At 53.7% G+C, this 19,582-nt stretch carries 18 protein-coding genes; 17 read left to right on the forward strand and 1 reads right to left on the reverse strand.

Features of this window, described 5'->3' with window-relative positions; genetic code table 11:
* Window positions 1-8: 8 nt before the first annotated feature.
* Window positions 9-647, reverse strand: coding sequence for a lysophospholipid acyltransferase family protein (locus tag LKE23_RS00900; RefSeq protein WP_291977600.1), 639 nt, complete (start codon window positions 645-647; stop codon window positions 9-11).
* A gap of 96 nt (window positions 648-743) precedes the next feature.
* Between LKE23_RS00900 and LKE23_RS00905 the strand changes: the two genes are divergently transcribed.
* The 17 genes from LKE23_RS00905 to rbfA all read left to right on the forward strand — a co-directional run bounded on the left by LKE23_RS00905 (window position 744) and on the right by rbfA (window position 19,566).
* Window positions 744-1,502 carry a tRNA1(Val) (adenine(37)-N6)-methyltransferase gene (locus tag LKE23_RS00905; protein WP_291977601.1) on the forward strand — a complete coding sequence of 253 codons (759 nt, stop codon included), beginning with the start codon at window positions 744-746 and terminating at the stop codon, window positions 1,500-1,502.
* On the forward strand, window positions 1,489-1,797 hold the full coding sequence (locus tag LKE23_RS00910) for a GIY-YIG nuclease family protein (RefSeq protein ID WP_291977602.1): 309 nt from the start codon (window positions 1,489-1,491) through the stop codon (window positions 1,795-1,797). The genes LKE23_RS00905 and LKE23_RS00910 overlap by 14 nt, the downstream gene beginning before the upstream one ends.
* 164 nt (window positions 1,798-1,961) lie before the next feature.
* A complete protein-coding gene (rpsB, locus tag LKE23_RS00915; RefSeq protein ID WP_267201812.1) occupies window positions 1,962-2,756 on the forward strand; it encodes a 30S ribosomal protein S2 in 795 nt (264 codons plus the stop codon).
* 109 nt (window positions 2,757-2,865) lie between these two features.
* A complete protein-coding gene (gene tsf / locus LKE23_RS00920) occupies window positions 2,866-3,741 on the forward strand; it encodes a translation elongation factor Ts (protein ID WP_267201813.1) in 876 nt (291 codons plus the stop codon).
* A gap of 81 nt (window positions 3,742-3,822) precedes the next feature.
* The gene (gene pyrH, locus LKE23_RS00925; RefSeq protein ID WP_267201814.1) at window positions 3,823-4,545 is read left to right on the forward strand and encodes a UMP kinase; all 723 of its coding nucleotides are present in this window, start codon (window positions 3,823-3,825) and stop codon (window positions 4,543-4,545) included.
* Between the two features lie 3 nt (window positions 4,546-4,548).
* The gene (gene frr / locus LKE23_RS00930; protein ID WP_267201815.1) at window positions 4,549-5,112 is read left to right on the forward strand and encodes a ribosome recycling factor; all 564 of its coding nucleotides are present in this window, start codon (window positions 4,549-4,551) and stop codon (window positions 5,110-5,112) included.
* 136 nt (window positions 5,113-5,248) lie between these two features.
* Window positions 5,249-6,013, forward strand: a complete 765-nt coding sequence (locus LKE23_RS00935) for an isoprenyl transferase (RefSeq protein WP_291977604.1) — start codon at window positions 5,249-5,251, stop codon at window positions 6,011-6,013.
* Window positions 6,014-6,029: 16 nt separating this feature from the next.
* Window positions 6,030-6,815, forward strand: coding sequence for a phosphatidate cytidylyltransferase (locus LKE23_RS00940; protein WP_291977605.1), 786 nt, complete (start codon window positions 6,030-6,032; stop codon window positions 6,813-6,815).
* A gap of 23 nt (window positions 6,816-6,838) precedes the next feature.
* Complete coding sequence (gene rseP / locus LKE23_RS00945; RefSeq protein ID WP_291977606.1) at window positions 6,839-8,113, forward strand: RIP metalloprotease RseP; 1,275 nt, start codon at window positions 6,839-6,841, stop codon at window positions 8,111-8,113.
* Window positions 8,114-8,137: 24 nt separating this feature from the next.
* Window positions 8,138-9,868: a proline--tRNA ligase gene (locus tag LKE23_RS00950; protein ID WP_291977607.1), complete on the forward strand. Its 1,731-nt coding sequence runs from the start codon at window positions 8,138-8,140 to the stop codon at window positions 9,866-9,868.
* A gap of 86 nt (window positions 9,869-9,954) precedes the next feature.
* The gene (locus LKE23_RS00955) at window positions 9,955-14,286 is read left to right on the forward strand and encodes a PolC-type DNA polymerase III (RefSeq protein WP_291977609.1); all 4,332 of its coding nucleotides are present in this window, start codon (window positions 9,955-9,957) and stop codon (window positions 14,284-14,286) included.
* Window positions 14,287-14,454: 168 nt separating this feature from the next.
* A complete protein-coding gene (gene rimP, locus LKE23_RS00960) occupies window positions 14,455-14,928 on the forward strand; it encodes a ribosome maturation factor RimP (RefSeq protein ID WP_267201821.1) in 474 nt (157 codons plus the stop codon).
* 17 nt (window positions 14,929-14,945) lie between these two features.
* Complete coding sequence (gene nusA / locus LKE23_RS00965) at window positions 14,946-16,235, forward strand: transcription termination factor NusA (RefSeq protein WP_291977611.1); 1,290 nt, start codon at window positions 14,946-14,948, stop codon at window positions 16,233-16,235.
* 36 nt (window positions 16,236-16,271) lie between these two features.
* Window positions 16,272-16,577: an RNase P modulator RnpM gene (gene rnpM, locus LKE23_RS00970; RefSeq protein ID WP_291977613.1), complete on the forward strand. Its 306-nt coding sequence runs from the start codon at window positions 16,272-16,274 to the stop codon at window positions 16,575-16,577.
* Window positions 16,564-16,878 carry a L7Ae/L30e/S12e/Gadd45 family ribosomal protein gene (locus tag LKE23_RS00975; protein ID WP_267201834.1) on the forward strand — a complete coding sequence of 105 codons (315 nt, stop codon included), beginning with the start codon at window positions 16,564-16,566 and terminating at the stop codon, window positions 16,876-16,878. Before rnpM ends, LKE23_RS00975 begins: the two co-directional genes overlap by 14 nt.
* Window positions 16,879-16,891: 13 nt before the next feature.
* On the forward strand, window positions 16,892-19,186 hold the full coding sequence (gene infB / locus LKE23_RS00980) for a translation initiation factor IF-2 (protein WP_291977615.1): 2,295 nt from the start codon (window positions 16,892-16,894) through the stop codon (window positions 19,184-19,186).
* A 17-nt stretch (window positions 19,187-19,203) separates the two neighbouring features.
* Window positions 19,204-19,566, forward strand: coding sequence for a 30S ribosome-binding factor RbfA (gene rbfA, locus LKE23_RS00985; RefSeq protein ID WP_267201825.1), 363 nt, complete (start codon window positions 19,204-19,206; stop codon window positions 19,564-19,566).
* Window positions 19,567-19,582: the final 16 nt, after the last annotated feature.

Raw genomic sequence — 19,582 nt, forward strand, 5'->3', positions numbered from 1 at the left:
TTTTATTTTTAGAAATTATCATCCTTAGGCTTGGGTGGCATGATGTAATGAAAATCAGGGTTGATTTGTGCATCGAGCTGGTCAAAGGCATCCTGCATTTCCCGTTCGATCTTGGCCTGATTCTCGTCTGTCAGCCGCAGCTTGCGATCGATGTAGATCGGCTTGCCAAAGGCAATGTTGCGGGGCTTGCGACTGAAAAGTTGCCCAAATTTCAGCGGTCCCTGGTAAACCACGGGTACGAGGGGGACGCCAGCCATCTTGGCAATCACAACCGCACCGCCCTTGAGCTTGGCTGAGTAGCGTGAGCCAGTTGGGAAAATGATCGTTGACAGGTCAGTCTTGCGCAGCATTTTGACTGGTGTCTTGATCACCGACGGCCCCGGATTCTTCCGGTCGACCGGGAAGGCGTTGAGGGCCCGGAGAAATTTATTGGCGAGCGGGTTTTCAAACAGTTCCTTCTTGGCCATGAAACTGAATTTCTTCGGCCAGATCGCCAGGGCAATCAGGACCGGATCCATCCAGGTGCGGTGGGGAGCGACGACCACGTAGTTCCCCTCCGGCAGGTTCTCACGATTATAAATCTTTGCCCGACCGTTGATCAGGTTGAGCAGCGGATTGACAATTTTTACTAGAAAATTATAAAGCATCTTTTTTCTTCCAATCAAAATCAAATTACTTATCTAGCCCCTAAGTATGACGAAAAAACTTAGAAGATGCAAGCGGAAAAGAAAGGAAAGAAGCAAATGGAACCATCATCACTATTAAAGGACGATGAGCGCATCGACCAACTCTACAGCCAGGACGTCCAGATCATTCAGAGCCCGAGCTGCTTTGCCTTTTCACTGGATGCGGTTCTGCTCGCCGACTTTGTGCGGGAAAATCATCGTCACAAGCTGAAGACGGTCGATCTTTGTGCCGGCAACGGGGCGATTGGTCTCTTCCTGCATAATAAGCTTGGCGGAACCTTTACCGAGGTCGAGCTGCAGCCGCGAATCGCGGACATGGCCAAGCGCAGCATTGAGCTCAACGGCCTGGGTGATCGCTACCGGGTGCTGAACATGGACATCAAGGACGTCTTCACCCAGGTTCCTAAGGATTCGGCCGACGTGGTGCTGTGCAACCCGCCCTACTTCTCGGTGACGGCCAAAAGTCAGAAAAACCCGAATCGCTACCTGGCCCTGGCCCGTCATGAGATCGCAACTAACCTGCAAACGGTGGCCCAGCAGATGAGCGGCCTGTTAAAGATGAACGGTCACGGGTACCTGGTTCACCGGCCGGACCGGTTGACCGAAATCCTGACGACGATGCAAGAATGGCGGCTAGTTCCCAAACGATTACGCCTGATTCATCCCAAGGCTCAGCGCGACGCCAACATGCTTCTCCTGGAGGTCATTAAGGACGGCAAGCCGGGTGGATTAAAGGTCGTGCCGCCACTGGTTGTCAGCGGGGACGATGGGGAGTATTTGCCGGAGGTGCAAAAACTGCTTTATGGCCAGCAGTAAGTACTACATTTACGTTTTATACTGCGCCGACGACACGCTCTATTGTGGTTTTACCAATGACGTTGCCCGGCGCTTTGCCACCCACCAATCCTACCGCGGCGCCAAGTACACCCGCGTGCACCGGCGGCATCCGCTGCGCCTGATTTACCAGGAGGAGTTTGCCAGCAAGCACGCTGCCATGAGTGCCGAGTATCATTTTAAACACCTGCCTCGCGCCTCCAAGGTTCGCTACCTTAAAGAACACGGGGTGAGCGTCAGCAAATACTACCGAATCAACCACCATCAGCCAATTTAATGATCAAAAAGCTTGTCATTGGACAAGCTTTTTTGTATACTATTAAACGGTGTTTAACAACATATAACACACCTATGGTGATAATTCGGGACGTGCTTTTCGCCTGAAAAGTTCCCGCAATTAACTGAGCCATGGGGAGGAAAAAACATTTTGGAGGTTTATTTATGTCTGTTGTTACTATGAAGCAATTGCTTGAAGCCGGTGTCCACTTCGGTCACCAGACTCGTCGTTGGAACCCAAAGATGGAAGAATACATCTTCACTGAACGGAACGGTATCTACATCATTGACCTGCAGAAGACGGTCAAGATGATCGACACTGCTTACAACTACGTGAAGGACGTTGCTGCTAAGGGCGGCGTTGTTCTCTTTGTTGGTACCAAGAAGCAGGCTCAGGATTCCATCGAAGAAGAAGCTACCCGTGCCGGCCAGTACTACGTTAACCACCGTTGGTTAGGTGGTACCCTGACCAACTGGAAGACCATCCAGTCCCGGATTGCTCGTCTGAAGGAACTCAAGAAGATGAGCGAAGACGGTACCTTTGACGTTCTGCCAAAGAAGGAAGTTGCTGTTCTGACTAAGCAACGCGAAAAGCTGGAACGGTTCCTGGGCGGGATCGAAGACATGCCACGGATCCCAGATGTAATGTACATCGTTGACCCACACAAGGAACAAATCGCCGTTCACGAAGCACAAAAGCTGCACATCCCGATCGTTGCCATGGTCGACACCAACACTGACCCAGATGACATCGACTACGTAATTCCATCAAACGATGATGCTATTCGTGCCGTTCGTCTGATCACTTCAAAGATGGCTGATGCCGTTGTTGAAGGTAAGCAGGGTCAAGACGACACGCAACAAGCAAGCGACGAAGCTGCTGAAGACAACGCCGAAGACACGACTGTTAGCGAAGATTCTCTGCAGAACCTGAAGAACAGTGTCGAAGGTAAGGACTAAAATTAGTTATTAAATACTTGGGCTGTTTTGTGTTATGGACCATTGTGGCCCTAAGTACAAACAGCCCATTTTTTATTAAATCCAGGATTATCAAAGGAGAGATCTAGTCATGGCTGAAATTAAAGCTGCTCAAGTTATGGAATTACGGAAGAAGTCCGGTGCCGGAATCATGGATGCCAAGAAGGCATTGGTTGCCAGCGACGGCGACATGGACAAGGCAATGGACTACCTGCGTGAAAAGGGGATTGCCAAGGCTGCTAAGAAGAGCAGTCGGGTTGCTGCGGAAGGTCTGGCTGACATCGCGGTTAACGGCAACACTGCTGCCATCGTTGAACTGAACTCCGAAACGGACTTCGTGGCTGCTAGTGAACCATTCAAGGCCCTGCTGAAGGAAGTTACCAAGCTGATCAGCGAAAACAAGCCTGCCAACGTTGAAGAAGCACTGGCCATCAAGACGGCCAACGGGACGCTGAACGACGACATCATCAGCACCACCCAAAAGACCGGTGAAAAGGTTAGCCTGCGGCGGTTTACTGTCGTTGAAAAGAACGACGGCGACAGCTTCGGTGCTTACCTGCACCAGGGTGGCCAAATTGCAGCCTTAGTTGTTCTGGAAGGTGCTAATGAAGCCACTGCCAAGGACGTTGCAATGCACGTTGCTGCCATTAACCCTGAATTCATGACTCGTGAAGAAGTTTCTCAAGACCGGCTGGACCACGAACGTGCCGTCTTCAAGGAAGAAACGCTGAACGAAGGCAAGCCTGAAAAGATCGTTGACAAGATTGTCGAAGGTCGGCTCAACAAGTTCCTGTCCCAGATCTGCCTGGCCGACCAGGACTTTGTTAAGAACCCAGACCAAACGGTTGCTGAATACGTTGCTGCCAATGACGGTAAGCTGAAGTCCTTCATCCGTTACGAAGTCGGTGAAGGGATTGAAAAGAAGCAGGATGACTTCGCTCAAGAAGTTAAGGACCAAATGAACTAAGGTTCGATTGGCGAAAGGACGTACTCGCTGCAGTGCGTCCTTTTTTACAATAGTTACTTAACAAATTCCTAGGAGGAAACTATGGCTAATATTAAGTATAATCGTGTAATCCTTAAGCTTAGCGGCGAAGCACTGGCCGGTGAAAAGGGCTTCGGCATTAATCCACCCGTCTTAAAGGACGTTGCCAAGGAATTGAAGGCAGTTCACGACCTCGGCGTTCAGATTGCCATCGTTGTCGGTGGTGGTAACATGTGGCGGGGCGTGACCGGTGAACAGCTGGGGATGGAACGGGCCCAGGCCGATTACATCGGGATGCTGGCCACTATTATGAACGGTCTTTCCCTGCAGGATGCCCTGGAATCAATCGACGTGCCAACCCGGGTTCAGACCTCGATTGAAATGCGGCAGATTGCCGAACCATATATCCGGCGCAAGGCCATCCGGCACCTGGAAAAGAACCGGATCGTGATCTTTGCCGGTGGCACGGGGAGCCCATACTTTTCTACTGACACCACGGCAGCATTGCGGGCCGCTGAAATCAACGCCGATGCAATCCTGATGGGAAAGAACGGCGTCGACGGCGTTTACTCTGCCGACCCGAACAAGGATCCCGAAGCCGCTAAGTTTGACCACCTGACCCACATGGATCTGATTGAAAAGAACCTGCACGTGATGGATACGACTGCTAGTTCGCTGTCGATGGACAACCACATTCCGTTGGTCGTCTTCAATCTCAACACGCCAGGAAACATTATGAAGGTCGTTACCGGCCAGCACGTCGGCACGACCATTGAGGGGGACTAAATTATGGCTAATGGTAATGAAATTTTAAAGAGTGCTAAGGACAAGATGAAAAAGTCCGGGGAAGCTCTGCAGCGGACTCTGGCAGACATTCGGGCTGGCCAAGCCAACGCGAGCCTGTTGAACTCCATCAAGGTTGAATATTACGGGGCCCCGACGCCGCTGAACCAGGTGGCATCGATCACGATTCCGGAAGCCCGGCAATTGCTGATCACTCCGTACGACGGGAGCATCCTTGAAGAAATCGAACGGGCAATCTACGCTTCTAACCTGGGCCTGACGCCGCAAAACGACGGGACCGCCATCCGGCTGATCATCCCACAACTGACGGAGGACCGCCGGAAGGAACTGGTTAAGCAGGTCAAGGCTGAAATGGAAAAGTCCAAGGTGGCTGTTCGAAACGTCCGGCGTGAAGCCATGGACGACCTGAAGAAGGGGAACAAGGATGGCGACTTCAACGATGACGTCTTCCACGACCTCGAAAAGAAGGTTCAAGACGAAACCGATGCCGGCATTAAGAACCTGGAAGACATTGCTGCTGCCAAGGAAAAAGAACTGCTGGAAGGCTAATTGAATCTGAACGCAATCGACGAGGGTGGGGCACACCATCCCCGTCTTTTTGCTTTTCTATCAAGTAGCTTTTTGATCCGAGCAGCTTTATAATTAATGAGTGAAAAATTTGACAAATCCAACGGAGGCGAAATACTTGTTTTCCAGTAAGAAAGATGTCGACCAAGCGCAGGCGCTGGATATGAATCGCATCCCGGCTCACATTGCGATCATCATGGATGGTAACGGCCGGTGGGCGCAAAAACGGCACCTTCCCCGGGTGGCCGGCCATAAGCAGGGGATGCAGACCGTTAAGACGGTCACCATGGCCGCCAGTGACTTGGGCGTCAAGGTCCTGTCGCTTTACGCTTTTTCAACCGAAAATTGGAAGCGGCCCAGTTCCGAGGTTAACTACCTGATGCAGCTGCCGATCCGCTTTTTCTCTACCTTTGTTCCCGATCTGGTTAAGCACAACGTTCGGGTGATGGTGATGGGGGACACGACACGGTTACCCGAAGCAACGCAAAAAGCGGTCAACGACGCCATCAAGGATACGGCCGATTGTGATGGGATGGTGCTGAACTTTGCCCTCAACTACGGAAGTCGGGATGAAATTACCCGGGCGGTCAAGCAGATCGCGGGCGAAGTTCAAAACGGCCAGCTAGCCCCAGAAGACATTACGGAGCAAACAATCAGCGATCACTTGATGTCGGCACCGCTTGGTGAGCTGGCCGATCCAGACCTCTTGATTCGAACCAGTGGTGAGGAGCGGATCAGCAACTTCATGCTCTGGCAGATCGGTTACAGTGAGTTAGAATTTGTCGATGAGCACTGGCCGGACTTCGATGGTGATTCACTGAAGCGAGCCATCATCGACTTTCAGGGCCGTCACCGGCGTTTCGGTGGGCTCGTCAATCAATAAGGAGGACACAAAATAAATGAGAACACGGATAATTACCGCGGTAGTTGCCCTGGCGATCTTTATTCCACTGATCGTCTACGGCCACTGGCCGCTAACGATTGCAGCCGTTGCGCTGGGGATCATTGCCATGTCGGAAATCTTGGTCATGAAGAAGATGTTTTTAATTTCCTTTGAGGCGATTGTCAGTTACCTCGGGGTGGCACTCTTGATCCTGCCCGATAGCTGGCTGGACTTCCTGCCGAGCGTGGCGACCCGTTGGTTTGGCTTTTACGTCCTGGTAGTACTGCTGCTCTTGCACACGGTATTGCGCAAGCAGCGGTTCACCTTTGACGATGCCGGTGTCCTGACGCTGGCAATGCTCTACATCGGGCTGGGCTTCCACTACTTTGTGGCTGCCCGGGCGGTGAACTTCATCACTCTCTTGTACGGGATGCTGATTGTTTGGCTGACCGACAGTGGCGCCTACCTGATTGGGCGCAAAATCGGGAAAAATAAGTTGGCACCAAAGATCAGCCCGAACAAGACCTGGGAAGGCTCGATCGGTGGGACCGTTTCTGCCAGCATCATCCTGGCGATCTATCTCTACTTCCTGCCAGTTGGTGGTGCTTGGCTGCCGATGGTCCTTTTGACGATTGTTCTGTCGATCATGGGTCAATTTGGTGACCTGATCGAATCGTCTTTGAAGCGTTTCTACGGGGTGAAGGATTCTGGAAAGATCTTGCCGGGTCACGGTGGAATCCTCGACCGGTTTGACAGCATGCTGATTGTAATGCCGATGTTGCACCTGCTCGGCATTATTTAGCGGCAACGTAAAGAAGTGATTTTGTGATAGTAACAATTATTACCTTTATCCTGGTCTTCGGGATCCTGGTCCTGGTGCACGAATACGGTCACTACTTTTTTGCCAAACGTGCCGGTATTCTAGTTCGGGAATTTTCCATCGGGATGGGGCCGAAGATCTGGTGGAGACGTAAAAATGGCACTACCTATACGGTCCGGATTCTGCCGATCGGGGGCTATGTCCGCCTGGCCGGGAATGACGATGAGGACCAAGATGAGCTGCGTCCCGGGACCCCGGTGACGATCCAGCTTAACGAGCAGAACCAGGTCGTCACGATCAACGCCAGCTCCAAGGGATCACTCTTTCAGGGAATTCCTTTGCAGCTGGTTGATTGCGACCTGACGGATGAACTGTGGATCAAGGGCTACGTCAACGGTGACGAGACCGAGCTAAAGAATTACCCCGTTAACCATGACGCGGTGATTATCGAACGCGACGGGACCCACGTGCAGATTGCGCCTAAGGACGTTCAATTCCGGTCGGCCAGTCTGCCTGCCCGGATGATGACCAACTTTGCCGGGCCGATGAACAATTTCATCCTTTCACTGGTTGTCTTCATCATCCTCGGCTTTACCCTGGGTGGGGTGCCAACCAACAGCAATAAGATTGGCCAGGTCAATTCCCATTCCGTGGCTTCCCGGGCCGGTTTAGTGGCTGGGGACCGCATTACCAAGGTGGGAACAACCAAGGTCAGCAACTGGAGCGAGTTGGCAACCAGCATTTCGAATAAGTCTGGCAAAACGGTGCAACTGACCTATGTTCGTGACCATCATCAGCACACGGTGAAGGTCAAACCCAAGGCGGTTCACCAGGGAAAGCAGGTCGTTGGTCAAATCGGAATCCTGGAAGAGGAAAACACCAGCGTCAAGGCCCGGCTAAGCTTTGGCTGGCAACGGTTCGTTCAGGCCGGCACCTTGATTTTTAGCGTGTTGGGGAGTATGTTTACACATGGCTTTAGCTTAAACGATCTCGGCGGTCCGGTGGCAATCTATGCCGGAACGTCCCAGGCAACGGCCCTCGGTTTTAATGGGGTTCTTAACTTCCTGGCGTTACTGTCGATTAACCTGGGAATTGTCAACTTGTTGCCAATCCCGGCCCTCGACGGTGGGAAGCTGTTATTAAATATTATCGAAGCGATCATTCGTCGGCCAATCCCCGAAAAGGCAGAGGGGATCGTGACGATGATCGGTTTCATGTTACTGATGCTATTGATGATTTTGGTGACCTGGAACGACATCCAGCGTTACTTTATTCGTTAAACGAGTTTGGAGGAATAGTTTTTTATGCGACAATCAAAGGTTTTGATTCCAACCAAGAAAGAGGCACCAAGCGATGCCGAAGCCTTGAGCCATCAGATGATGATTCGGGCCGGCTACATCTACCAGGTTTCCGCCGGGGTTTGGTCCTACCTGCCACTGGCTTACCGGGTGATTCGCAAGGTTGAAAACATCATTCGTGAGGAGATGGACCGGGCGGATGCCGTTGAGATGATGATGCCGGGTCTCTTGCCTGCCGACCTGTGGAAGGAATCAGGCCGTTACGAGACTTATGGTGACAACCTCTTCAAGCTAAAGGACCGGCGTGACCGGGACTTCATCCTGGGCCCAACCCACGAGGAAACCTTTACGGAAGTGATTCGTGACAGCATCAAGTCCTACAAGAAGCTGCCTCTGGTTGTTTACCAGCTGCAGGACAAGTTCCGGGACGAGGATCGGCCGCGTTACGGGATCCTGCGGGGCAAGGAATTTGAAATGCTGGATGCCTACTCCTTCTCCGCGGACCAAGCGGGACTGGATGAAGCTTACGACAAGCAGGCTCGGGCCTACCGGAACATCTTTGATCGGGTCGGCTTGAACTACAAGGTCATCCTGGCCGATTCCGGGACGATGGGGGGCAAGAACTCCCAAGAATTCTCCGCACCCGCAAAGGTCGGTGAGGACATCATTGCCTACACCGACGGGACTTACGCCGCCAACATCGAGAAGGCCACCAGCAAGTTTACCGGGGTTCAACAGACTGCTGAGCCGGCCGAACTGACCAAGAAAGCAACACCGGGCGCCCACTCCGTCGATGAGGCAGCCGAAAGTCTGGGCGTTCCTGCTGACCAGATCCTGAAGGCAATGTTCTTCATGGCTAAGATGAGCGAGGACGAGTACCAGCCGGTCATGGTTCTGATGCGGGGCAACGACGAGGTAAACGAGGCCAAGGTCAAGAATGCCCTGGACTGCGAAGACCTGACGCTTGCCGATGAAGAGGATGCCGTTAAGTACCTCGGCGCTCATCCGGGTTCCCTGGGTCCGGTTGGCGTTGGCGAAGACGTTAAGATCCTGGCCGACAACTACGTCAAGGTTCTGGTCAACATGGCCTGTGGTGCTAACGACGATGGCCACCACTACATCAACGCCAACATTGACCGCGACTTCCGGGTGGACCAATTCGGTGACTTCCGGAACGTCAAGGAGGGCGAAATTGCCCCTGACGGTCAGCCGCTGAAATTCACGCCGGGGATCGAAGTCGGTCACATCTTCAAGCTGGGAACCCACTATTCTGAAAAGCTCGGTGCCCAGGTGCTTGATAACAATGGTCGCCTGGTCGATGTAATCATGGGTTCATACGGAATCGGGGTTACCCGGCTGCTCTCCGCGGTTGCCGAACAAAATGCGGACGAAAACGGTCTGGTTTGGCCGGACAGCATTGCACCATTTGACGTTCACGTCATTCCGGTCAACGCGAAGAAGGATGACCAAATGGCCATGGCCGACGAGTTGGACAAACAGCTGACCGCTGCCGGCTACGAAGTGCTGGTCGACGACCGGAAGGAACGGGCCGGGGTTAAGTTTGCCGACTCCGATCTGATTGGTCTGCCAATCCGGATCACGGTTGGTAAGAAGGCGGCCGATGGAATCGTGGAAGTCAAGATCCGCAAGACCGGTGAAACCATTGAGGTCAAGCAGGAAGAAGTTGTCAACACGGTTGGCATCCTGCTGAAGCAATTGAATGGCGAAGCTAAGTAAAACAGGTTAAAATAAACGCAGGAAAAAATGTGGTTGCAAAGCTAATCAAAGATTTGCACCACATTTTTAGATAGGAGGATACTAGCTTGGGTTTGAATCGACACGAACTGTTTGGCAAATTAATGGAACAGATTCACTTCCCGGAAAAGGACAACGCCGCCTTTCAAAGTGCTGCCATCCAATCGGTGGTGGTTCACAAGAATTCGCGGGTGTGGGAATTTCACCTGCTCTTTCGTCAGGCACTGCCCTTTGGCCTGTTTCAGGAATTAATGGCGGCCCTGACCCGGGGCTTTAGCGATATTGCCGGGGTGCGGGTCCAGATTAGCAGCCCGATGACCGAATTGGACCAGCAGAAGATTGGTGACTACTGGGAATACATCGTCGATGAAACGGCCCAGGATTCGGCGATGCTGCGCCAGGCCTGCATGCAGACCAGTCCCGAGGTCAAGGACGGCCGAGTCACCCTGGTGGTGGAAAACGAGGTGGTCAAGGATCTCCTGGTACAAAAGCTTCTGAGCCGGGTTGAGCAGCGCTACCAGGAACTGGGCTTTCCCAAGTTCCGGATTCACCCCTTCGTAGACGAGTCGGCCTCCCAGGCGATGATCAAGGAACTCAAGGCGAAGCATGAGGCGGCCGACGCGGCCCTGGCGGCCAAGGCGATGGCCCAGATCAAGAAGAACAGTGCCAAGGCCAAGAGCCGGGCCAAGCATGATGCGCCCGCACCAGCCGATGGTCCGGCCCAGCTTGGGCGGGTGATCAATGACCAGCAGCCGGTGGTCCAGATGAAGGATATTCAGGGGGAAGAGCGCAACGTGGTCGTCGAGGGCTACGTTTTTAACTCCGAAGTGCGCGAACTGCGCTCCGGCCGTCAGCTGTTGACCTTTGAAATTACCGACTACACCTCTTCTTTTGCGGTCAAGAAGTTCTCCCGCAACGCCGACGACGAGGCTCAGTTTGCCAACATCAAGGCGGGAATGTGGCTGAAGGTCCGGGGACCGGTGCAGGAAGACACCTGGATGCATGACCTGGTAATCAACGCCTACGACATCAACCAAATTCAGCATGCCCAGCGCCAGGACAAGGCCCCGGCAGACGACAAGCGAATCGAACTCCACGCTCACACCGAGATGAGCCAGATGGACGCTACCAATTCGATTACCGAACTGGCCCAGCGCGCCCACGAGTGGGGCCAGCCAGCAATTGCCGTGACTGACCACGGAAACGTTCAAGCCTTTCCGGAAGCCTTCAAGGCCAGTAAGAAGTTCAACTTAAAGATGATCTACGGGATGGAGGCCAACGTGGTCGACGACGGGATCCCGCTGGTTTATAACGAAAATCACGCGACCCTAAAGGGCAATACCTACGTGATCTTCGACGTGGAAACGACCGGGCTGTCCGCCATCTACGATAAGGTGATCGAACTATCCGCCGTTAAGATGCAGGATGGCAATGTTTTGGAGCGTTTCGACGAATTCATTGACCCCGGCTTCCCGCTGTCGGAGCAGACGACCAACCTGACCAGCATCACGGATGAGATGGTGCACGGCTCGAAGACCGAAGAAGAAGTCTTCAAGATGTTCAAGGCTTTCTGCGACGGTTGCATCATTGCCGGGCACAACGTTTCCTTCGACATGGGCTTTATGGACACCGGTTACCGGCGCCACGGAATGGAAGAGATTACCGAACCAGTTATCGATACCCTGCCGCTGGCCCGGTTCCTTTATCCAGAAATGCGGGGTTACCGGCTGAACACCCTAAGTAAGAAGTTCAAGGTTTCGCTGGAACACCACCACCGGGCCAACTACGATGCGGAGGCCACGGGACACCTGCTCTACAAGTTCCTCAAGGACGCCGAAAAGCGCTACGAGATTCGTTACGTGGACGACCTTAACAAGCACATGGCCGATAACGATGCCTACAAGCACGGGCGGCCATACCACGTGACCCTGCTGGCTCAAACCCAAGTCGGATTGAAGAACCTCTTTAAGCTGGTCTCCTTTGCCAACGTCAAGTACTTCCACCGGGTACCGCGGATTCCGCGGACGGTGCTGGAGAAGTACCGCAAGGGAATTCTGCTGGGGACCGCCTGCTCATCCGGCGAGGTCTTCACGGCAATGATGGAAAAGGGATACCCGGTTGCGCTGCGCAAGGCCCAGGACTATGATTTCATCGAGGTCCAGCCCAAGCCAAACTACGCGCCACTCTTGGAGCAGCACGTGATCGCTGACGATGCCCACCTGGAAGACATTCTCAAGAACATGGTCAAGCTGGGGACGGAACTCAAGAAGCCGGTGGTGGCGACCGGTGACGTTCACTACCTGGATCCCCACGACGGCATCTACCGCAAGATTCTGATCAATTCCCAGGGGGGCGCCAACCCACTGAACCGGACCCAGCGGCCCGACGTTCACTTCCGGACGACCGATGAGATGCTCAACGAGTTCAGCTTCCTGGGGGCGGACAAAGCTCACGAGATCGTCGTTGACAACACCCACCAGGTGGCCGATATGATCGATGACGATATTCGACCGGTCAAGGACCGCCTTTACACGCCGCACATGAAGGGGGCCGAACAGGAAATTCAGGACCGGACCTGGAATACCGCCAAGGCCTGGTACGGGGATCCACTGCCAAAGATTGTTCAGGACCGGGTGCGCCTGGAATTAAATAGTATCGTCAAGAACGGGTTCTCGGTCATTTACCTGATTGCCCAGCGGCTGGTTGCCAAGTCCAACAAGGACGGCTACCTGGTTGGGTCCCGGGGTTCCGTTGGTTCCAGTGTGGTGGCCACTTTGTCAGGGATCACCGAGGTTAACCCGTTGCCACCGCATTATCGTTGCCCGAAGTGTCAGTACTGTCACTTCTATACCAAGGGTGAGTACAGCTCGGGCTTTGACCTTCCCGAGCGCAAGTGCCCGAAGTGTGGCACCCTCCTGGTCAAGGATGGGCACGATATTCCATTCCAGACCTTCTTAGGGTTCAAGGGGAATAAGGTGCCGGATATCGATTTGAACTTCTCCGGTGACTACCAGCCAATTGCCCACAACTACATGAAGGTCCTCTTCGGTGAGAAGAACGTGTTCCGGGCCGGGACGATCGGAACGGTGGCCGACAAGACCGCCTACGGATATGTCAAGGCCTACGAGCGGGACAAGGATGTTCAGTTCCGCGGGGCCGAGGAAGATCGGCTGGCTAAGGGCGCAACCGGCGTCAAGCGGACGACCGGGCAGCACCCGGCCGGGATCATCATTGTTCCCGATGATATGGACATTTACGACTTTACGCCGGTTCAATACCCGGCCGATGACCAAAACGCCGCCTGGGAAACGACCCACTTTGATTTCCACTCGATCCACGATAACATCCTGAAGATGGATATACTGGGCCACGATGACCCGACGATGATCCGTGCCCTTCAGGACCTTTCCGGGATCAACCCGCGGACGATTCCAATGAATGATCCGGGGGTCATGTCGCTCTTCTCCAGTCCAAAGCAACTCGGCGTGACCGAGGAACAGATCCAGAGTAAGACCGGGACGCTGGGGCTGCCGGAATTCGGGACCCGCTTCGTCCGGGGGATGTTAAACGATACCCACCCGAAGAACTACTCGCAGCTGCTGCAGATTTCCGGCCTCTCGCACGGGACCGGGGTGTGGCTGGACAACGCCCAGGAGCTGATCAAGGAGGGGACGGCCACGATTGCCAACGTGATTGGTTGTCGTGACAACATCATGACCGACCTGATTCACTACGGGTTGGACTCCGAAACCTCCTTCCAGGTGATGGAATCCGTTCGGCACGGCCGGGGGATCCCGGACGAATGGCAGGAAAAGATGCGCAAGGCTAACGTCCCGCAATGGTACATGGATTCTTGTCTTAAGATCAAGTACATGTTCCCGCGGGCCCACGCCGCCGCCTACGTCCTGATGGCGCTGCGGATTGCCTACTTTAAGGTCTACTTCCCGCTGGTCTACTACTGTGCCTACTTCTCCGTGCGGGCCGATGACTTTGATGTTGTTGCCATGGCCCACGGTAAGGATGCCGTTAAGCACCGGATGGCGGAAATCAACCAGCAGGGGAACGACGCCTCCGCCAAGGACAAGAGCCTGCTGACGATCCTGGAACTGGCCAACGAAATGCTGGAGCGGGGCTTTAAGTTCAAGATGGTGGACCTGAACCGTTCCGATGCCTCGAACTGGCTGATCGACGGCGACAGCCTGATCGCGCCGTTCCGGGCCGTTCCGGGCTTGGGTCTCAACGTTGCTAAGCAGATTGTGGCCGCCAGAGAGGAAAAGCCCTTCCTGTCGAAGGAGGACCTGGCCGAGCGGGGCAAGGTTTCACAGACGCTCATTGACTTCTTGACGACCAATCACGTCTTAGACGATCTGCCGGACGAGAATCAACTGAGCCTGTTCTAAAATCAAAGCTAACTGAAAACTACGTCAGCCCTGACGAACTTTGTCAACGGCTGGCGTTTTAGTTTGTCTTTGCGGTCCTTTTATGCTAAACTAAATCATGGTAAATAACTCGTGGGAGTGAGCAGTGATGCTCGCTCTTTTTATTGCAAACGATGGAGGTGACAAAATATGAGTACTGTTGTCGAAACCGTCAAAGGACTGGTTGAACCGATCCTGGCAGAACACGACTTCTACCTTTACGATATTGAATTCGTCAAGGAAGGGAAGAGTTGGTACCTGCGGGTCTACATTGATAAGGACGGCGGGATCACCCTGGAGGACTGCGCGACGGTCAGTGACCAGCTGAGCGAGGCCCTGGACAACGTCGAGCCCGACCCGATTCCCCAGGCCTACTTCCTGGAGGTGTCATCACCGGGTGCCGAGCGGCCGCTGAAGAACGAACAGGATTACCAGCGGGCGGTTAATGATTACATCCACGTTTCCCTCTACCAGCAAATTGATGGCAAGAAGGTCTACGAGGGAACCCTGACCAAGCTGTCGGATAAGGAATTAACGTTGGATTACATGGACAAGACCCGTCATCGCCAGGTCGTCATCGACCGGAGTAAAATTGCCCAAGCACGGTTGGCAATCAAGTTTTAATTAAAGGAGTGTCTCAAGTGAGCAAGTCAAGAGTCAATGAGGAAATGATTGGCGCCCTGAACTACCTGGAAAAGGAAAAGGAGATCAAGAAGGAAGTTATTATTGACGCCCTCGAGCAAGCGCTCGAAACGGCCTACAAACAAAACTACGGTGAGAAAAACGTCGAGGTTGAATTCAATTCCCTGACCGGTAACATCAAGGTATACGCGGTCAAGACGATTACCGATGACGAAGAGGCCGTGGAAAATGACCCGAACGAATTCATGAGCCTGGAAGACGCCCGGAAGCTGCCTCACGGCCAGGGCTACGATGTTGGCGATGAAATTCGTGAAGAGGTGACGCCACGCAACTTCGGCCGGATTGCCGCCCAAACTGCCAAACAGGTCGTCATGCAACGGCTGCGTGAAGAAGAGCGGAAAATCATTTACAATAAGTACAAGACCTACGAAAACGAAATCGTCACCGGTGAGGTTTCCCGGGAGGACAAACGCTTTACCTACGTTGACCTTGGCGACGGTGTCGAGGGGGCAATGGGCTTCCGGGACAAGATGCCAAACGAGCATTACCACGTTCACGACCGGATTCAGGTTTACGTTTCCCGGGTCAACGATGACAAGCGGGGGCCGCAGATTTACGTCAGTCGGACTGCCCCAGAACTGTTGAAGCGGCTCTTTGAACGGGAAGTTCCTGAAATCAAGGACGGGACCGTTCTGATTGAAAACATCGCTCGTGAAGCCGGCGACCGGGCCAAGGTCGCGGTTTACTCCAACGATCCAAACGTCGACCCAGTCGGCACCTGCGTTGGTCCGCGGGGCTCCCGGGTTCAAGCAATTGTCAACGAATTGGATGGCGAAAACATGGACATCGTCGAATACGTCAAGGATCCGGCCCAGTTCATCGCTAACGCCCTCAATCCGGCCGACGTTCAGGACGTAATTTTCAACGAACCGGAAGAACAACCAGCACCGGAAACTGAAGACACGGACCAGCCAGCAGAAGATCAGGTGGACACTGACACGGACGCACCGGAGACGGAAGAAACCACTGCAAGCGAAGCGCCGGCGCCAAAGGAAGTCGAGCGTTCCTGCACGGTCGTGGTTCCAGATAACCAGCTGTCACTGGCCATCGGGAAGCGGGGGCAAAACGCCCGCTTGGCTGCCCGGCTGACGAAGTACAAGATCGACATCAAGTCCGTTTCCGAAATGGAAGAACTGGAAAAGCAGGAAGCCATGGCTGATGAGGACGCACCGGTAGACACCGATGACGCACCTGCAGCAGGCGATGATCAACCAACGGACGCTGAATAGCAGCAGAATTAATAATTGAGCAACGGGGTGAAAATAATGAAAAAGAGAAAAGTACCGATGCGCAAGGATATTGTAACGGGCGAAATGATGCCCAAGCGGCAATTGATCCGGGTCGTTAAGAACAAGGATGGCGAGGTTTCCCTCGACCCAACCGGCAAGAAAGCCGGCCGGGGAGCTTACATCGCCGTTGACGTTGCCATTGCCAAACGGGCCAAGGCGGAACGGACCTTTGAGAAGGCCTTTCACGTGGATTTAGATGACTCATTTTACGATGAGCTGATCCAGTACACTGACCACCTGCAGGCCCGGCAGGAACTCTTTGGCAAAGATGCAAAAAACTAATCAAGAAGCGATCTTAAATCTGCTGGGGCTTGCCCGTCGCGCGGGTCAGCTGACCAGTGGTGAGGGAATCGTCTTAAAAAACATTCAAACGAATAAGGCAAAGTTTGTCTTCCTCGCAAGTGATGCGGGTGCGGCGAGCGTGAAAAAGTTTACCGATAAGTGTAAGTTTTATCACGTCCCGTGCGACCAGCACTTTACGCGGGAACAACTCAGTCAGGCAACGGGCCAGGCAAGAACCGTTTTTGGTGTGATGCAATCTGGATTTGCAAGAAAGTTTGAGGAATTAACTACAATGGAATAAGGAGCGTGAGCGTATGGCCAAGGAACGAATTTATGAACTAGCAAAAGAGCTCAAGATGCCAAGCAAGAACTTGGTGAAGGTGGCAAAGCAGCAGGGCATGGCGATTAAGAGCCACATGTCTTCGGTAACCCCCGAAGAAGCCAACAAGCTGCGCAGCGTTGTGAAGAACGGTAGCGCTAATAGTAAGGGCAATAAGCCGCAGGCAAAGGCCAAGCCGGCTGCCCAGCAAAAGGCCAAGCCTGCCAAGCATCAAGCAGCTAAGCATCAGGAGAACCACTCCCATAAGAGCCAGCAAAAGGCTAGTCAACAACAGCATGAGGAACGTCACGAACACAAGGCCAACCATGCCGAAGCCCAGACCCGGCGTGAAAATAACGAGAATAATAACCACCAGCGCCATAATGGTGGGGGCCGGTTCGGCGGCAGCTTAAACAATAATAACAACAACCGCCACAATAAGAAGCGCAACAAGCGCAATAAGCATAACAAGAACCGCCGTCTCCGCGAGGTTGAGCATAAGCAGCCAACCCAGCGGAAGGATAAGCCGTTGCCGGACGTTCTGGAATACACCGAAGGGATGAACGCCCAGGACCTGGCCAAGCTCTTGCACCGGTCACCAGCTGAAATCATCAAGAAGCTGTTCATGCTGGGGGTAATGATCAACCAGAACCAGTCACTGGACAAGGACACGATTGAACTGCTGGCAGCTGATTACGGCATCGAAGCCAAGGAAAAGGTTGAAGTGGACGTTTCCGATATCGACAAGATCTTTGAGGAAGAGGAAGAAAACACCACTCACCTCGTTTCACGGCCACCAGTTGTTACGGTAATGGGTCACGTTGACCACGGGAAGACGACCCTGCTGGATAAGCTGCGTCACTCCCACATTACCGAGCACGAAGCCGGTGGGATCACCCAGGAAATCGGTGCCTACCAGGTTCACTACAATGACCAGCTGATTACCTTCCTGGATACGCCAGGGCACGCGGCCTTCACCGAAATGCGTGCGCGGGGTGCCGACATCACCGATATCACCGTTCTGGTGGTTGCGGCCGATGACGGGGTCATGCCACAGACGGTCGAGGCCATTCACCACGCCCAGGCAGCGAAGACACCAATCATCGTTGCTATCAACAAGATTGATAAGCCGGGTGCTAACCCCGACCGGGTCACTGAAGAGCTGGCCAAGTACAACCTGATTCCTGAAGACTGGGGTGGGGACACGATCTTCGTCAACATCTCAGCCAAGTTCGGCAAGAACATCGACGAGCTGCTGGACATGATCCTGCTCCAGGCCGAAATGATGGAACTGAAGGCCAACCCAGACCAAAACGGTGCCGGTTCCGTTGTCGAAGCACGGCTTGACCAGGGTAAAGGTCCAGTTGCGACCGTCCTGATTCAACAGGGGACCCTTCACGTTGGGGACCCGGTCGTTGTCGGCAATACCTTTGGTCGGATTCGGACGATGACCAACGAAAACGGTCGTCGGATCAAGTCCGCTACACCAGCCACGCCAGTCGAAATCACCGGGTTAAACGATGTGCCAGAAGCCGGGGACCGGTTCGTGGCCTTCGACGATGAAAAGACGGCGCGAGCAGCCGGTGAAGCCCGGGCAAAGCAGGCCCAGGAGAAGGAACGGCAACGGACTTCTCACGTTACCCTGGACAACCTCTTCGCCACGATGCAGAAGGGGAAGATGAAGACCCTGCCGCTGATCATCAAGGCCGATGTGCAGGGTTCCGTTGAGGCCCTGAGCCAGAGTCTGCAGAAGATCAAGGTTGATGGCGTCCGGGTGGACATCATTCACCAGGCCGTTGGTGCCATCAGCCAGAGCGACGTTACCCTGGCCGAGGCTTCCAACGCCGTTATCATTGGTTTCAACGTTCGGCCAACACCGGTTGCTAAGTCGCTGGCTGATTCCAACAACATCGATATTCGGCTTCACCGGGTCATTTACAAGGCCATCGAGGAAGTTGAAGACGCCATGAAGGGGATGCTGGAACCAGTCTACAAGGAAGAGACGATTGGTGAAGTTGAAGTTCGTCAATTGTACAAGGCTTCCAAGATTGGGACGATTGCCGGTGGGATGGTTACTTCCGGTAAGATTACCCGGGATTCCAAGGTTCGTCTGGTTCGTGACGGCGTGGTCGTTTACGAAGGTGAACTGGGGAGTCTGAAGCGGTTCAAGGACGACGTTAAGGAAGTCAAGGCCGGCTTTGAATGCGGGCTGACGATTGCCAACTACAACGACATCAAGGAAAATGATGTGATCGAAGCTTACCAAATGAAGGAAGTTCCGGTTAAGTAGAACTGAAGGAGAATTTTATGCCAAGCAAACAATTTCGGGTTGACCGCCTGGCTGGGGAAATCCAGCGGGAGGTTGATGATATCCTGTTAAAACGGGTGCGTGATCCCCGGGTGAAGGGCATTACGATTACCGGCGTTGACGTGACCGGTGATCTTCAGCAGGCCACCATTTACTACAGTCTGCTGTCCGATTTGGCTTCCGACGGTGAGAAGGCCCAGGCCGGCCTTGACAAGGCAACCGGCCTGATCCGGAGCGAACTGGGGGCCCGCTTGAACATCTTCAAGACCCCGGCCATCAAGTTCGAACGGGATAAGTCAATCGCCTATGGCAGCCGGATTGATCAATTAATCAACCAGCTGCACCAACAGGAAAAGAACTAACAAGAGCGGGGCGGAT

This window comes from Limosilactobacillus sp. (assembly GCF_022482365.1).
Taxonomy (GTDB): Bacteria; Bacillota; Bacilli; order Lactobacillales; family Lactobacillaceae; genus Limosilactobacillus.

Excerpts from the sequence above, each read along its gene's own strand:
- LKE23_RS00900 (WP_291977600.1), bottom strand. The coding sequence starts at position 647 with ATGCTTTATAATTTTCTAGTAAAAATTGTCAATCCGCTGCTCAACCTG.
- LKE23_RS00905 (WP_291977601.1), top strand. The coding sequence starts at position 744 with ATGGAACCATCATCACTATTAAAGGACGATGAGCGCATCGACCAACTC.
- LKE23_RS00910 (WP_291977602.1), top strand. The coding sequence starts at position 1,489 with ATGGCCAGCAGTAAGTACTACATTTACGTTTTATACTGCGCCGACGAC.
- rpsB (WP_267201812.1), top strand. The coding sequence starts at position 1,962 with ATGTCTGTTGTTACTATGAAGCAATTGCTTGAAGCCGGTGTCCACTTC.
- tsf (WP_267201813.1), top strand. The coding sequence starts at position 2,866 with ATGGCTGAAATTAAAGCTGCTCAAGTTATGGAATTACGGAAGAAGTCC.
- pyrH (WP_267201814.1), top strand. The coding sequence starts at position 3,823 with ATGGCTAATATTAAGTATAATCGTGTAATCCTTAAGCTTAGCGGCGAA.
- frr (WP_267201815.1), top strand. The coding sequence starts at position 4,549 with ATGGCTAATGGTAATGAAATTTTAAAGAGTGCTAAGGACAAGATGAAA.
- LKE23_RS00940 (WP_291977605.1), top strand. The coding sequence starts at position 6,030 with ATGAGAACACGGATAATTACCGCGGTAGTTGCCCTGGCGATCTTTATT.
- LKE23_RS00950 (WP_291977607.1), top strand. The coding sequence starts at position 8,138 with ATGCGACAATCAAAGGTTTTGATTCCAACCAAGAAAGAGGCACCAAGC.
- rimP (WP_267201821.1), top strand. The coding sequence starts at position 14,455 with ATGAGTACTGTTGTCGAAACCGTCAAAGGACTGGTTGAACCGATCCTG.
- rnpM (WP_291977613.1), top strand. The coding sequence starts at position 16,272 with ATGAAAAAGAGAAAAGTACCGATGCGCAAGGATATTGTAACGGGCGAA.
- LKE23_RS00975 (WP_267201834.1), top strand. The coding sequence starts at position 16,564 with ATGCAAAAAACTAATCAAGAAGCGATCTTAAATCTGCTGGGGCTTGCC.
- infB (WP_291977615.1), top strand. The coding sequence starts at position 16,892 with ATGGCCAAGGAACGAATTTATGAACTAGCAAAAGAGCTCAAGATGCCA.
- rbfA (WP_267201825.1), top strand. The coding sequence starts at position 19,204 with ATGCCAAGCAAACAATTTCGGGTTGACCGCCTGGCTGGGGAAATCCAG.